The organism is Planctopirus sp. SH287 (assembly GCF_056500625.1).
The window spans coordinates 1,877,499-1,892,655 of the sequence record NZ_CM151403.1 but is presented as its reverse complement, the minus strand read 5'-3'; the positions used below and the strand labels follow the sequence as shown (position 1 = coordinate 1,892,655).

Below are 15,157 nucleotides of genomic sequence, written 5' to 3'. Positions count from 1 at the left end.
AATGAATCATCGAAACGGTATTTGCCCAGTGGTTATGGCGGGTATGGGCAGAACGGTTCTATTTGCCGATACAGAAACGACTGAAAATCCGATCCAATAAATCATCCGTCTGCACCGCTCCAGTGACCAACCCCAGAGCTTCAATGGCTTGTCGCAGGTCAGCGGATAGAAGCTCGTCAGCATCGCCGAATTCTGCGGCTTTCCGAGCGGAATCAAGTCGACTGGCGGCTGTGGCGATTGATTCTTGACACCTTGCAGCGGTTGTTCCCAGCCAGAATTGTGACCGCGTCGATTCACGATTGAGATGAGTCTGCAAAAGCCTGGCGAGTTGATCAAGACCCTCGCCAGTCCTGGCAGATAAACCAAATGAGCTATCTTTAGGCTGTAAATGACTGGCGGGATCGTAAGTGTCGAGTTTAGTCACCACTCGGACGGCTTTGGCTGTCGACTGGGTTGCCAATTCAAACAGCTCATCATCTTGCTGTCGTTCATCCAGGATGGCATTGGCCGATGAGCACCAGATTAACAGGTCGCAGGACTGCATCTGTTCTATTCGCTGCTTCTGAGCGGCCTGCGTAATAGGTTCATCCGAGACTTCCCATCCAGCGGTATCGATCAGATCGAAAGACAAGCCATCCCATTGAATTTCCCAGACAAGATAATCGCGCGTGGTTCCTGCAATGGGCGAAACCAGTGCTGCTTCAATACTTGCCAGACGATTAAGCAGTGTGCTTTTGCCTGTATTGGGGAGACCAGCGAGCACCACACGCTTGCGTGAATTCGATGTCATCCGCGTTGATGACTGCTGTTCTATCGACCGCAGAACTTGCCGCGCAGACTGAATGCGTGAGATCACATCAGCCCGCGAGACAAATTCGATATCCTCATCAACAAAGTCGAGACCTGCTTCCACATCCGCCAGAAGATCCAGAAGATTATTGCGAACATCCGTCAGAGGGCGAGAAATGCCTCCCCCCAACTGTGAAAGAGCAAGACGAAGTTCATCTTCATGCCGGGCGTCAATGACACCCAAGACGGCTTCTGCCTGAAGAAGATCCACTTTGCCGTTCAGAAATGCCCGAAGTGTAAACTCGCCTGGCTGAGCGCCACGTGCTCCATGCCGAAAGCATTCTGCTAATGTCGCTTCGAGAAGAGGCTGACAAGCGACGATCGAGATCTCGGCCTGCGGTTGACCACAATAACTGCGATGATTTGGCCAGACTGCCAGACGGGCAGGGATGCGGATTTGATCACCCGGAATCCAGACAAATCCTTCATAGGCTCCTGCGTTTTGAGCCATGGGCCACAGTCGATTCTGGCTTTCAAACAAGCCACGCACGACTTGAATGGTTTCCGGCCCCGCAAGACGGACGACACCTAGACCGCCGATTCCAGCGGGAGTTGCCATGGCAGCAATGGTGTCACCCAATAATAAATCGAGCACCGGGAAATACCCGCTTCCATAGAGCCGATCAAACGCTTGAGCATGTTTTCAGGTCACACATTTTCGATGCGTTTCCTGACAAAATGCCCGTGAATATCAATGAGCATCAGCGACTAAGGGCGAAGATGGCACGACACTCATCAACCCAAAATTCGCAACCAGCTAATGACCAGCATCGGCTTACTTATTGCGACCCTTGCCTGAATTGTTCCCTTTCTGAGAACTTTGACTCGAGGCAGGGGGGAGTTGGCGGGCCTGTTCAGCTTGTCGATCAGCAGCTTCCAATGCCTGTTGCCAGAATTTGGCCACTGCAGAAGGTTTCTTCTCTTTGACCTCAACAACTTTTTGAGGATACCACTCATTCATCCGGTCAAAGAACCAGCGTTCAGCCATCCCCCAGAGGCTCGAGGTAATAAAGTAAATACAAAGGCCGGCCGGAACGCGATAAAACATGACGCCCATCATGATCATCATGACATTCATCATTTTGTACTGCATCGCTTGTTCTTCATCGGCGGGTGGTGGCATCAGGATCTTCTGCTGAGCCACAAACAGGGCCACCGTGATAAAGGGCAGCAGGTTAAATTCTGTCCAACCCAGGAATGGAACTCGAAACGGCAGCTCAAACAGAGCATCTGGAGCGGCCAGATTATCGATCCACAGAAATGATGCACGACGCAAATCGACAGAGACACTCAAAGACCGATAAAGAGCGAAGAAAATTGGCATCTGCAACAACACAGGCCAGCAACCAGCCAGCGGATTGAAACCGTGTTTGCTGTAAAGCTCCAGTTGGGCACGGCGTAGGCCATCCTGGTCACCAGAGAATTTCTTTTGCAGCTCTTTCAGCTTGGGCTGCATTTCCTTCATCCGCTGTGCACTCTGAGCCTGCTTGCGAGTGAGCGGCATCAGACAGGTACGGACGATAATTGTCAGCAGGATAATGGCAATGCCATAGTTAATTCCCAGTGAATGAAGCCCGTTGAGCAATCCCAGCATAGGGATGACCAGCAAACGAACCAGCGGCTCAAGAAAAAAGAATGGATTCCAGCCAATATGATATTCCGTCACATCTCCGGCACCAATGGCTGCCATCAATTGAGAACGCTTTGGCCCAGCATATAGCTGAAATTTGTGGGTCGCTTCAGCCGCAGCACCATCACCTTTTGCTGCCAATGAGATTGGTACTGACTCCAGAGTGACCGACACGTCTGTAAAATGCTTTTCCTGAGCACGATTAGTGACTTCACTGCTCACCTTGGCGATGGTGCGGTCTTTGGTTTGCACTTCAACCGGATGAATCAGAGAAGCAAAATAAGTGGCGTCAACGCCGACATAAGCAATCGGCCGCGTCCATTCTGATGGCTTACCACTCTCTTCGGCATTAAGAACCTCAGTAGCAGACTGGTGCGACGATTCGACCGAAATCCCATCAGGAAGAAGAAAACCCACACGAACGTCGCGATATTTGGTCACATTCTCGGGATTCTCCAGGGGAACACCGACAGGGCCTTGCATCACATATTCGACCTGCGTGGCTTCGTCGCTCAGGTTACGAACAGTGACGGCATACTCCAAAAGATAGCCTCTGGCCAGTTGATCTCGTTGAGCTTTTGTCGCGGGCTTTCCAGCCAATTCCATAATTTTGGGAAGGCGATACGCTTTCTCGATCTGTAATGAACCATCGGAAGATGTAAAACGGAATGTGACACCTTCCGGGCTTTCGCTTCCGGGAACCACTTCCCAATCAATCGTCGCAAGTGACAGCCCCCGCGCCATCAATTGTTTATTGATCGCAGCGATTTCCAGATCGGTTGTCTGCTGTTTGACCAGCGGGTCGCTTCCTACCACAACCACCGGCTTCTTGCTGTCCTCCAGCGAGCGATATCGCGGATCATTCAGCTCGATCGTTTCAATCGAGGCTCCGCGAGTATTCAACGTCACACCAAGAAAGAATGGCTCATCAACAGACAATGATCCCAAGAGAATTTGTCGATTCGGAAACTTGTCAATTTCAGCCTGTGGTGCTGCATCGGCCTGCTTGTCAGCCAGAGGAGCAACAGATGCTGATAGAACATTGGCAGGCTTCAGAGCATCGGCGGCACGCTCCGCCTGGTTGGCCAATACCCGATCAACCCCTTCAAGCAAATTTTGAGCGTCGACGTTTTCCACCCCTTTGGGTTTCGGTGGAAACATCAGCGGCATCACAAATCCCGACCAGCCAAAAATCACGAGGGCCGAGAGAGTGATGAAAGTCAAAAAACGACGCTGTTCCATGGAAAATGGTGCCGACAATCAGGAAAACGAGAGTGAGCTGGGCAGAACCAGTGGCTTCTGCATCATGAGACTCCCCATGCAGTTCCAGCGCGATCCAGCGAAGATGATACCCGCTGGCCACCAAAGCGGCACCGAACGGGGTGATTTTCTCAATCTCTTCAGCCAGATTGCCGTTGATTTTCGCACAGATGGTAGAGTCGGCGACAGGAAATTACCGGCCATCAGCCAGTCGATCCCCTAAGAAATTATCCAGATCGGAGATTTCGTAGATCTTCTTTTGCGTGATACGGAAGTCATATTCAACACGATGAAACCGGAGAGTATCACCATCAAGTGTGACATAAGATGAGCGGGAATCATTGTTTCGGGGTTGGCCCACCGAACCGACATTCACCATCACCTTCGCATCACGGAGGATGTAATTGAAATCAATCTCTTCGGGGGGCAGGAAGTTCAGATCTTCCGTGAAAACCCCTGGAATGTGCGTGTGGCCCTGAAAACAGTGCCTTTCGATCATTCCGAAAATCTTCTCCATTTTACGCTGATTGTAGATATCTTCCGGGAAGACATATTCATTGAGTGGGTTTCGGGCGCTGCCGTGGACGAACATGAGCGTTCCTTCACGATGCACACGGGGAAGTTCGCCCAAGAACTCCCATCGCTTATCAGCTTGGGCGCCGCGACCACTTTCCAGTTGCTTGCGCGTCCAGAAAATCGCCCGTTCGGCACTGGCATTGAAGCCCATCGGGTCAAATAACGCCCCCTGATCATGATTACCCAGTAAAGACAGCTTACAACTGGACATGACCCGGTCGACGCATTCGCAGGGATTTGGCCCGTAGCCCACGATATCGCCCAGGCAATAAATCTCTGTGATTCCCTGGCGGGCAATGTCTGCTAGAACCGCTTCCAATGCCTCCAGATTGCCATGGATGTCACTGAGGATGGCTTTCAACGCTTAGTTCCGACAGAAGTTACGAGCGAATCAAAAAGAACCGATTGAACGACATTGATCGAACCATTCTGCTGTGAACAGGTCGATTGAGGCCGAGCAAACTCCGAAGGTGTGTGGTACGAACATATTCTATCGTTTTCAACGATCGTCGTAGGTTCGCTGGCCACGATTGGCGAGGATTTCTTCACAGAATTACAGTTCCCGCGACGTTCTCACAACTGTTGAGTCGGCACGACGGACTTGAAAAACCCAGAAATTTTCGATGGGTGGCACAGTCCGCCCTTAATGGCAGTGTAGTTCTGCCGAGAAACCAAGGTCAAGGATTCCCTCCCATGGACTTAACTTCGTCTGTGCCGCTGATGTTGACTTATCAATTGGAACCGGATCTTTCAGCGACTGAGTTTATCGACGTTCTCCTGCGGTCAACACTCGCTGCCCGTCGTCCGATTGATCGTCCAGATCTAATCGAAGGGATGCTACGGCAGGCCGATCTGATCGTGACGGCACGTCTTGACGGTCGGTTGGTCGGCATCTCCCGGGCACTCACCGACTTTTCCTTCTGCATCTATTTGAGCGATCTGGCCGTTGATGAGGCTTACCAGAAACAGGGAATTGGCAAGGAGATGATTCATCGTACACATCAGGCCGGTGGCCTTCACACCACCTTGATTCTGCTCGCCGCTCCCGCTGCCCGGACGTACTACCCTCATATTGGTATGGCGCCGCACGATTCGTGCTGGATCATTCCGAAAGCTGATGCCTGCCCACCACAAGTTCATCAGGAAGTCAATTGATGGGACAGCTTTGACTGAACCCATGCTGCTGATCGGTGCTAATGACATCAAAAGGTATCATTGCGTTGGTGTGTTGAGCGGGCTATGAATGCGGATTCAAAGGGAATTTGCATCAAGGAGAGCTCATGATCAACGATCCGGCGGAGAAATCCACCGCCAATATCGGTGACCCGACCAACACCATGCCTCCCAGTCAGGATCCGGCACCTGCCGGGCTGGCGATGAATCCGCCGACGCGCTGGATGGGTCTGCTGGCTCAACTTGGCCCAGGCATGATTATCGCTGGAAGTATAGTCGGATCTGGAGAATTGATCACAACCACGAAGACTGGTGCTCAAGCCGGTATCTGGTTGTTGTGGCTTCTGCTCATCGGTTGTGTGATCAAGGTTTTTGTGCAGATTGAGTTGGGTCAATACGCCATCACGGCTGGCAAAACCACACTGGCTGCCCTCAATGAAGTGCCAGGGCCAAAATTCAAAGTCGGCTGGCTGGTCTGGTATTGGTACTTCATGATGCTGGTCATGCTGGGCCAATTAGGTGGCATTGTGGGAGGTGTGGGCCAATCCATGGCACTGGCCCTTCCGATTACTGGTGATTATGTCGATGCCATCAGTGTTCCCAGTAAAACTCAACTCACAAGTTACCTGAGTTGGGAAAAAGCTCAGGAGGAAAAATCAACTCAATGGACATCCCTGCCATCTTTTGAGCAATCACGAATATTACGTGGGCAGAAAGTCCTGCGGCAGGAACTCGACCAATTGGGTGAAGAAGGAACTGAGATTCTGGAGAGAGCCCGGCAAGGAATCTTCCCGGCTGAAATCTGGACGCGCGATGACCGCATCTGGGCAACGCTGGTGACGTTCGCGACAAGTCTGCTGCTCTATGTGGGTCGTTACGGCATGATTCAGTGGCTGTCGATGGTCTTGGTCATGACCTTCACCCTGATCACTCTGGGGAATGTCGCTGCCCTCCAGATGACGGCCAATTACCACCTGACATGGAACGAACTACTGGCTGGTCTTTCCTTTCAGTTACCGCCCGCCAGTCCGGGAGTTCGCCCCGTGGCAACGGCATTGGCCACGTTCGGAATTATTGGTGTGGGTGCTTCCGAGTTGGTGGCTTACCCCTATTGGTGTCTGGAAAAAGGTTACGCCAGGTTCGTTGGTCAGCGGGATGGTTCTGACGTCTGGATGAAACGGGCCAAAGGCTGGATTCGCGTGATGCGCATGGACGCTCTGGCATCAATGATGTTTTACACGCTGGCTACAGTCGCCTTTTATATCCTCGGTTCGGTTGTTCTTTATCGTGATGGGCGAGACCCGGATGGCATGCGCATGGTCAGCACATTAGCGACGGCCTACGTCCCGATCTTCGGCAATTTCGCTAATATTCTGTTTCTTGCCGGGGCTTTCGCTGTGCTTTACTCCACGTTTCTGATTGCCTGTGCCGGGCATGCCCGCACGATTACTGATGGCCTGAAACTGATGGGGATCGTCAATCCTGTTCGTCAGGATGCCCATGACGCCTCCGTTCTCTGGTTGAGTACGATCCTTCCATTCTTGTGCCTGTCGCTTTTTCTAATCGGGTTAAGCCCGACACAGTTGATTATTGCCGCCGCAATCACTCAAACCTGGATGTTGCCAATGCTGGCTGGCGCGGCCATTTACTTCCGCTATTTCAAAACAGAAAAAGCGTTGCGAGGTTCCAAGGTCTGGGATATCGGCCTCTTCGTTTCCTCCCTTGGCCTGGCAATCGTCGCAGCTTGGGAAATTGGCAACAAAGTCTGGGGGTTGTAAACGCGACCAAAGCGTGGGGAAAGTTTGTGGTTCCCACCAAAGCCGAAAGGAAATTCATTCCCGCGAACCTTTTCTGCGTATAATGCCTCTCCGTACATGCTCATTAGAAGAGACAGCAAGCAGCCGTCTCCTTCTGGACAATCGCCATGTTCTCCGACACACTCAGCTTTGTCTGACTGGGCATCAATCGTTTGACCAGTCCCTGGCCATTTTCGGGAAAATTTCTGTCTCTTACCTTTTGTGAGAAAGCCCCCTTTGACTCAACCGCTCCGCAACGATCTTCAAACCATTGATAAGACGGCTGTCCTGGTAGCCGTTTCCCTTTCGGATCAGAAACAAGACCGTGAGTTTGTTCTCGATGAATTAAAGGGGCTGGTGAAGACGGCGGGAGTGACGGTGGTCGGAGAACTCGTGCAGTTCCGACAGATGATCCATCCCGGAACCTGCATTGGCCCTGGCAAGATTGAAGAGTTGAAACTGCTACTTGAAAGCACACGAGCCGAACTCGTCATTTTCGATAACAATCTCACACCAGGGCAAGGGCGGCGGCTCGAAGAAGAGACTGGGCGTGTGATTGTTGATCGCAGTGAATTGATTCTCGATATCTTTGCGACTCACGCTCGCACCGCAGAAGCGAAGTTGCAAGTCGAACTGGCTCAGCTTCAATACAATCGAACTCGTCTGAAACGACTGTGGACTCACCTGGAACGAATCGACGGGGGGATCGGTGCCAGCCGCGGCCCTGGGGAAAAGCAGATCGAGACTGACCGTCGCCTCATTGATCAGCGAATTTCGGAACTGCAAGTCTCTTTGAAAGAGGTGGAGCGCCGCCGTGAGCGGATCGTCAAGCAACGCCGGGATCACTCTCTGGTCTCGTTGGTGGGATACACCAACGCCGGTAAAAGTACGCTGATGCGGGCATTGACGGGCGAAGAGGTTTATATCGCTGACCAACTCTTTGCGACGCTCGACACCAAGACACGCCTTTGGAAAATCCCCGGTTGGGGCGAAGCATTGCTCAGCGATACGGTTGGATTTGTCCGTGATTTACCGCACTCTCTAGTGGCCTCCTTCAAATCGACTCTCGAAGAAGCCCGGCATGCTGATCTGCTACTGCATGTCGTGGACGCCAGCAACCCCGACGCCGAGTCCCAGGTGGCAACGGTTGAAGCGGTGCTGGAAGAAATTGGTGTCGAGTTAAATAATTTTATTCTGGTTCTGAACAAAGCAGATCAAGTCCCCGATCGTTCAACTCTTGACATGTTGAGAGCCAAATACGAATGGAGTGTCTCAATCAGCGCCAGAACGGGTGATGGCCTGGATCGATTGGCCGAGCTTGTGGTCGATCGGTTAGGTGATGGCCTCGTTGATGTTACCGTTTCGACTGGCATTGAAGATGGAAAACTTTTTGCATGGCTGTCTGAGCACGCGATTGTGAAAAGTTCAAATTACACGGAGACTTCAGCGACCTTCCAATGCCGCATCTCGCGATCAATGCTGCCCAGGCTCCGCCAACGTGGGGAAGTTCTCGATGAATCTGAGTCGGCCCAATTGTCAACTTCTTCATTCACAAGTGTGAAAACCACAGACTCAGATTCTCATGATAACCTGGCATGAGTTTCCCTTGTCATTTTGGAGTACAGGCCTCGCGATGTTTTACGACACTCATCGTGGGGCCTGATTTTTTCCAGTCAGACTTCTGACAGACTGATGTTTCGATTTTTATCAGGAATGTCAGGAAATTCGCCAAGATTGAACAAGGGAGTCCGTAATCCTGTCCGAACCCGTTCAAAAGAACTATAAAAAGTCGTGCCGTGTCACGGCTTTGTCTTCGGGATGATGTCGCCGCAACGTCCTCCGTTGTCGGACTTAACAACAGAAGAGACCCGAATTTTATACTTTGACAATGCAGTAGTTCTTAAGCGGCTAGCTTAATAGCATGAGGGCTTGAGAAACTTCTAACAACCACGTTGAGCGTCTTAAGGGGAAACGCATGTCTGTTGCCGATGAACTCATCAAATTGCAGCAACTTCGAGATGCCGGGACAATTTCTGAAGAGGAATTCGTACGACAGAAAGCCGCTTTGGTAGATCCCAAACCAGCGTTGAATCTGGATGTAAAGCAATGGTCAGTTCTGCTTCATCTCTCGCAGCTCTTGAATCTTGTGACAGGATTTGGAGGTGTGATTGCCCCGGTCGTGATCTGGATGCTCTTTCGTGATCAGTCACCTGAAATTGATCAACATGGTAAGAACATCATCAACTGGTGGATCTCCAGCTTCATCTATGGGATTGTCTCTGGCTTGCTCTGTTTCCTGCTGATTGGAATTCCACTCTTGATTGCTCTGGTGATTTTGACGATCGCATTCCCGATCATCGGCGCCATTAAAGCCAGTTCTGGAGAAGTCTGGAAATACCCAATGACCATTTCGTTCATCAAGTAAGTCACGTACTTGCATCGCATGACTGGCGCGTCAGTGACGCCCCAGTCGCTTGTCGTGGGAAAGGGCTGTCTTTAAAGAACAGTCACCTTTCCCGTTGACGTTTATGCTGGCGATTTTCGTGGTGAGGAACTGAACCAGGCAAAGACAAACAGGGCACCTAAAATCAGATCCACAATCGCAGCACCCAATAATGGCCATGGCAATCGTCCCTGGGCAGCAATGATTAGAGCGGGGATTGCAAAGCCGACCTTTTCAATCACTGCGGGGAAAATCAGCGGGCGAAATCGGCGGATGTCCCACGACATAATCACATAGGCAATCTGCCAGGCGATGGTGACTCCTAGAAAGCCATAATAAAACTCGGAATGAGTAATCGCCGGTGGAAATTCGGTCGCGAAGGTCGACTCTGCCAAATACATTGGCAAGAGGGCCACGAGGCCATAGATCCCGGCGACAAGAAAGATCATTTTCGCGTAGAGCATTCTGAATCTGCCGGTGATGAATAATGATTGGTTATTGTCAGTTCAGCCTCAACACCCGAGATAAGTGCTGTTGAGAGTGAAAACGCGGGCTTATCGATCAAGATCGAATCGACGGATGAGTTCGCGTTCCACAAATGAAACATCTTGCCCGCTCGCTTTCAGCAAGACCATCCAGTGAAAGAGCAGGTCTGCTGCTGCATGGGGGATATCGCCGGGAGATCCTGATTCCTCCAGAGCGCAGGCTTCTACCATTTGATAAGACTTCTCGACCAGCGTGGTGGCCATCATGTGATGACCAGCTTTCGCCAACTCTGTGACATAGGAACCAGCAGGAAGATCCTTAAGCCGCTGTTCAACTGCGGCTTCCAACTTCATCAGTAAATCAGGCATTCGAGGCAATTTCCCAATAGGGCGTTCCAGGTGAATTCATCTCGGCAAGTCAACTCTTAATTCCGCCAAGATCATCGTCAGGCACCTATCATTCAAAGGATCCCCTGGCACAAGGATCAACGGCGGACACGAGATCCAAGCACTAAACTCCCGTTTTTCAGGGGGAGGGGGGGGGAGTCGTTAGGAAAAAGCCTTCAGCAATGCCTGGCGACGGTAGGCAAAACCATCTTCAAATTGCTCAAGGATTCGCTCGGCAGTGACCATCAAGCCGATCAGTCCACCGGGTGGTTCAAACTCGATACGGTTGGTCAACGTGGAGAGGTTTTCGCCATCTGAGGTAATGATGTAGTCGTGATTAAAAGTCTTGATCGGCCCTTTGATCAGTTCTTCCCGGAACGTGAAAGGCGCTTCAAAAACGGTAATCTGGTGCTCAAGCTGCTGCACCACTCCATGGGCCTGCACGCGGCACACTAACTTGCTACCCAACGAAAGAACCTCGGGCGCTTCAAGGAACACCAATCCCGCTTCGGGGGGACTGATCGCGGCGAGATTCTGTGGCCGGGTAATGAAATCAAAGATTTTTTCAGGGCTGGCAGGAAGTTGAACTTTACTTTCAAACAGTGGCATGAAAAAAACCTTCTGACCGCTGAAGCGGCTGGTGAACGGTGATAATTGGGAATATCAAGCGTTGGGAAGTTGGAAATTGTACTCGGATCGGCACTGCTGCTATAGTGCCAGCCCCGTGAATACTTGGGCAGTGTAAGCCACAACCGCACCGTTGAAAACCACCTTGATGCAGTTTCCCGATGAAGTTCTCAGGCAATGCTGGTTTCTCACCGGAGCAACGGCCAGCGGAAAGTCAGCCATCGCTTTGGAACTGGCAAAGCGGATCAATGCAGAAATCATTGCTCTCGATTCCATGACATTATATCGGGGCATGGATATCGGAACGGCCAAACCCTCACTTGCTGAGCAGCAAGAGGTGCCTCACCACCTTTTTGACGTGATTGATCCGTGGCAAGAATTCAGTGTCGCCCAGTATTTACAGGCGGCTCTGTCAGCTGCTCAAGAAATCCTTCAGCGGGGCCGCACACCGCTCTTTGTGGGTGGCGCAGGGCTTTATTTGCGAAGCTTGCTGCGAGGAGTTTTCGATGGCCCCCCGGCTGATTGGAACCTCCGCCATCAGTGGGAATCTTTTGCGGAACTCCATGGAAATATGGCACTCCATGCCGCACTCGCTCAGAGAGACCCTGCCTCCGCCGCTCGACTGCATATCAACGATCAGCGACGGATCATTCGGGCCATTGAAGTTTTTGAAGTGACTGGCCGGACTCTTTCAGAACAACAAACGAATTTTCCAGTTGAGGGCATACGGCATGTCTATGCCATCATGCGTCCCAGAGAATGGCTGGTTGAACGAATTGAATCTCGGTTACGAGACATGGTCGTTCAGGGACTCGTCGCTGAGAACCTGAGGCTTCTGAGACTGAACCAGCCTTTGAGTCGAACGGCCCGGCAAGCTCTGGGATATAAAGAAATTATTGACTGGCTGGAGCCTTTGCCTGAGTCAGACCGTCACAACGAACTGCCTGTCCCTCAGCAAGTCTTTACCCTCATGCGTGACCGCACCCGGCAATTCGCCAAACGTCAGGAAACCTGGTTTCGCAATCTGGAAGAATGCCAGTTAATCCCAGTCTCTCCAGATGAAACCGCCACAGAAATTGCACGGCGGCTTGCGAGACCAGAAACAAGTGGCCATAAGAGCATTGTCTGAGCGAAAAGCAAACTTCTGGTTTTAGCACAAAAAACAGGTGAGTCCGAAAATAGGCTTTGAGATGCTCTTAACGCTTATTTACCCAGGATCCTGGCGATAAAAAAGTAGACTCGACTTTCATCAGTATTCTATTCTTGTCTCTCAAGAGAAACAAAAACCTGTCCTTGAGATGCAAAGATGCACCATAGTGTTTTCACCAACAACGTGAGCACATGCAGGTGTTTATTGCCAGTAATGAGTAAAGAGACTCAATGAAGGCCAAGAGGTGTTTTTACCTCTCATTGGCCCATTAAATATTGTAAATGATAGGCAAATCATGTCTGTGTCAGTGAGCGGAATTCAGAGTGTTTTAGTAGCAGGCGCTGGCACAATGGGCCAGAATATCGCGGCTGCCTGTATTCGGAACGGGTTTAATGTTCAGATCTTTGATACCAACTCGCAGGCGTTGGTCAATGCCGCAGAAACCAAAGTCCTGCTTGGGCAGCTCTATGAGCAGGATCCGGAGTGGGTCAAGGAGAGGGAAGCGATTCTGCGAACGATGGTGGTTCAGACCGACCTCGCAAAAGCCGCGATTGGTGCTGACCTCGTGATTGAATGTATTCCCGAGAGGCTGCCGCTCAAAAAGCAATTTTTTTCTGACATTAGCCGCATGTGCCCAGCCCCTGCGATTCTGGCAACGAATTCGTCTGCTCTCTTGCCCAGCCAAATGCTTCGCGACGTTGAAGGCCCTGAGCGAGTGGCCGCCATGCACTTTCTGGGAGAGCCATTAGCCGTGGAGATTATGGCTCACCGACGAACCGACCCTGACGTCATCAGGCGACTGGAACTCTTTGTCCGACAGATTCGGCATCGCCCATTTACGATTTTGAAAGAAAATTCGGGACACGTCATCAACTATATCTTGATGCCGATCAACTATATGGCCATGTCGCTGGTCGCTAACGGCGTGTCAACCGTGGAAGATGTCGACCGACTCTTTATGATGTGTTTCGGGACGAAATTTGGCCCCTTCGCAAATTTAGACGCCATTGGATTAGATGTCGCACTGGAGATCACCAAGTCGAGTGTTGTCCTTTCAAAGGATCCCCAGTTCAAACGGAATATTGATTTCCTCGCGAGCTATGTCGATGCAGGGCGATTGGGAATGAAGGCGAAAAAAGGGTTTTATGACTACCCCAATCCGACTTTCAAAGATCCGACATTTATCGAAATTAGTGCACTTCCCGGCCCAAAGAGCGTCGTGGCGCATTGTGAAATCCAGCCTGACAAATCAATGGCACTGGTTAAACATCGAATCGATGGTCATGAGTCGTCACTGACTGCCCGACTGGATCCGATGCGAGATGGTTTCTGGCGAGATTATATCTGGCAAGGTGAGACGCACCTTCCTGCAGCCGCTTTCGTTGAAATGCTGGCAGAGACGATGCAGATGACCTGCTCAAAATCTCCCTGCATGATGGAAGATGTCCATTTCCATCGTGAAGTGTGCTCTTCACTCGGTCAAATTCAAGACTTCTCGATCTCTTGTAACGCCGGTGAATTTTCTATTTATCAAGAAGCTTTGAATCCACCTGAAAATCAATCAGAGACTCGTCAACTCTGCGTTACCGCACGCATCTCTAGCCGCAAGCCTGTTATTCACAAACCGCTCGATGCAACATCTGGTGTTGTTGCGGATATCGCTTATGAAAATCATGGTCGGAATTGGTACGGACTCAGCCTGCGAGGATTACAGCAGATTGTATTAAATGAAAATGGCGGAGCAGGGGAGATTGAAGAAATTCCCATGGGAACTCTCTGCCCCGACAGAACAGAGGGCGAATTTGCTCACTCAATCTCAGTGATTGATGCGGCGCTGCTTAGTTGTGCGATATTCACCGAAGAAAAAAAGAAAGGTCATTGGTTAGTTCCTGTTTCCATGGAACGAATTCAATGGGGGCGGGTTCCTCAAGCCTGGGAGACATGCCGGGTGGAATTTCAATCCACGACTGTTTCCTGCCAGGAGAATGAAGCCTTATTCAACATCCAGATCTATGGCTGTGATAAGACCTGTCTTTTAGCCATCGAGGGATACCGTGCGCGCGTGATCCCCATGAGTCATCCCATCGCGACACAACTCGATTTTATAGAGACCACAAACTGCGAGAGAAAAGCCTAACGAAGCTGGCCAGCCACTGAACGAGCTGACAGTACTCTATCTTTCTCTGACGAATCGTCAGAACCCGACTTATCGCTGTTCTGGATTTGATCGACTTTGGGAAACCGATCTGACTGGAACCATCGCTCATAGAGGGTGGCATGCCGAAGGCGTGGATCGTTCGTCGACACCTGATGGTGCTTACCGCGGCGAGTGACCAAATCTATCAGGCCATCGGCACTGACAGCCGTGACAGCCCAGAATTTGTCAACGTAATAGTTGTAAGTCTCGCCAAAGGGGGCTGGGTGCACATCCCGAGCGCGAGGACCGGGGTCGGTACTAAATTTTGTGATCCGGAAAACCACAAGGTCGCCAACACGAAACTGAGCCATGGAACTTACCCCCACCATGTGCCCCACACAAATGACTTTAGCGGCAATCCTCTGCCACTCATTTCGTTTTACGTCGAATGACCACTTGAGGCAAGTTCGTTTCCACAAAGAAGTTGACTCGGAGTAAAATTTACCGAAAACTCACCACTTGCCAACAACTTCCCCACAATCTATTAACGACTTTTGAACAATCCTGGATGAGAAAAGATTTGGGATGTTAATGTCATTCGGCTCCCTAAGAATTGACGCGGTCATTCAAGAGGCCTGTTTAAC

The 15,157-nt window shown here is 50.9% G+C and carries 14 protein-coding genes; 7 read left to right on the top strand and 7 right to left on the bottom strand.

Annotated elements, in window-relative coordinates:
• Window positions 1–58 precede the first annotated feature (58 nt).
• Both SH287x_RS07120 and yidC read right to left on the bottom strand, forming a co-directional pair.
• Window positions 59–1,444: a tRNA modification GTPase gene (locus SH287x_RS07120; RefSeq protein WP_479517909.1), complete on the bottom strand. Its 1,386-nt coding sequence runs from the start codon at window positions 1,442–1,444 to the stop codon at window positions 59–61.
• Window positions 1,445–1,624: 180 nt separating this feature from the next.
• Complete coding sequence (yidC, locus tag SH287x_RS07115) at window positions 1,625–3,721, bottom strand: membrane protein insertase YidC (RefSeq protein WP_479517908.1); 2,097 nt, start codon at window positions 3,719–3,721, stop codon at window positions 1,625–1,627.
• A gap of 76 nt (window positions 3,722–3,797) precedes the next feature.
• Here yidC and SH287x_RS07110 point away from each other — a divergent pair, with 76 nt between their 5' ends.
• Entirely contained in the window at window positions 3,798–3,962 is a 165-nt protein-coding gene (locus SH287x_RS07110; protein ID WP_479517907.1) for a hypothetical protein, read from the top strand.
• Here SH287x_RS07110 and SH287x_RS07105 read toward each other — a convergent pair.
• Window positions 3,933–4,676 carry a metallophosphoesterase family protein gene (locus SH287x_RS07105; protein WP_479517906.1) on the bottom strand — a complete coding sequence of 248 codons (744 nt, stop codon included), beginning with the start codon at window positions 4,674–4,676 and terminating at the stop codon, window positions 3,933–3,935. The two genes, SH287x_RS07110 and SH287x_RS07105, sit on opposite strands and share 30 nt — an antisense overlap.
• A gap of 332 nt (window positions 4,677–5,008) precedes the next feature.
• Between SH287x_RS07105 and SH287x_RS07100 the strand changes: the two genes are divergently transcribed.
• The 4 genes from SH287x_RS07100 to SH287x_RS07085 all read left to right on the top strand — a co-directional run bounded on the left by SH287x_RS07100 (window position 5,009) and on the right by SH287x_RS07085 (window position 9,709).
• Window positions 5,009–5,470 (top strand): GNAT family N-acetyltransferase, encoded by a 462-nt coding sequence (locus tag SH287x_RS07100; protein ID WP_479517905.1) that lies wholly within the window; start codon window positions 5,009–5,011, stop codon window positions 5,468–5,470.
• Window positions 5,471–5,595: 125 nt separating this feature from the next.
• A complete protein-coding gene (locus tag SH287x_RS07095; RefSeq protein WP_479517904.1) occupies window positions 5,596–7,266 on the top strand; it encodes an Nramp family divalent metal transporter in 1,671 nt (556 codons plus the stop codon).
• Window positions 7,267–7,521: 255 nt separating this feature from the next.
• Entirely contained in the window at window positions 7,522–8,883 is a 1,362-nt protein-coding gene (gene hflX / locus SH287x_RS07090; protein ID WP_479517903.1) for a GTPase HflX, read from the top strand.
• A gap of 376 nt (window positions 8,884–9,259) precedes the next feature.
• Entirely contained in the window at window positions 9,260–9,709 is a 450-nt protein-coding gene (locus SH287x_RS07085) for a magnetosome magnetite crystal formation protein family (protein WP_479517902.1), read from the top strand.
• A 101-nt stretch (window positions 9,710–9,810) separates the two neighbouring features.
• Here the strand turns inward: SH287x_RS07085 and SH287x_RS07080 are convergent, their stop codons facing one another.
• The 3 genes from SH287x_RS07080 to SH287x_RS07070 form a co-directional block, all read right to left on the bottom strand.
• Window positions 9,811–10,191: a hypothetical protein gene (locus SH287x_RS07080; RefSeq protein WP_479517901.1), complete on the bottom strand. Its 381-nt coding sequence runs from the start codon at window positions 10,189–10,191 to the stop codon at window positions 9,811–9,813.
• Window positions 10,192–10,281: 90 nt separating this feature from the next.
• The gene (gene hisE, locus SH287x_RS07075) at window positions 10,282–10,581 is read right to left on the bottom strand and encodes a phosphoribosyl-ATP diphosphatase (RefSeq protein WP_479517900.1); all 300 of its coding nucleotides are present in this window, start codon (window positions 10,579–10,581) and stop codon (window positions 10,282–10,284) included.
• 180 nt (window positions 10,582–10,761) lie between these two features.
• Window positions 10,762–11,208, bottom strand: a complete 447-nt coding sequence (locus SH287x_RS07070) for an SRPBCC family protein (protein ID WP_479517899.1) — start codon at window positions 11,206–11,208, stop codon at window positions 10,762–10,764.
• Between the two features lie 166 nt (window positions 11,209–11,374).
• On the opposite strand from SH287x_RS07070, the gene miaA reads away from it, so the two are divergent.
• Together miaA and SH287x_RS07060 are read left to right on the top strand one after the other, a co-directional pair.
• A complete protein-coding gene (gene miaA / locus SH287x_RS07065; protein ID WP_479517898.1) occupies window positions 11,375–12,355 on the top strand; it encodes a tRNA (adenosine(37)-N6)-dimethylallyltransferase MiaA in 981 nt (326 codons plus the stop codon).
• Window positions 12,356–12,671: 316 nt separating this feature from the next.
• Window positions 12,672–14,513, top strand: a complete 1,842-nt coding sequence (locus tag SH287x_RS07060; protein WP_479517897.1) for a 3-hydroxyacyl-CoA dehydrogenase NAD-binding domain-containing protein — start codon at window positions 12,672–12,674, stop codon at window positions 14,511–14,513.
• Here the strand turns inward: SH287x_RS07060 and SH287x_RS07055 are convergent.
• Window positions 14,510–14,884: a hypothetical protein gene (locus SH287x_RS07055; RefSeq protein WP_479517896.1), complete on the bottom strand. Its 375-nt coding sequence runs from the start codon at window positions 14,882–14,884 to the stop codon at window positions 14,510–14,512. The two genes, SH287x_RS07060 and SH287x_RS07055, sit on opposite strands and share 4 nt — an antisense overlap.
• Window positions 14,885–15,157 lie beyond the last annotated feature (273 nt).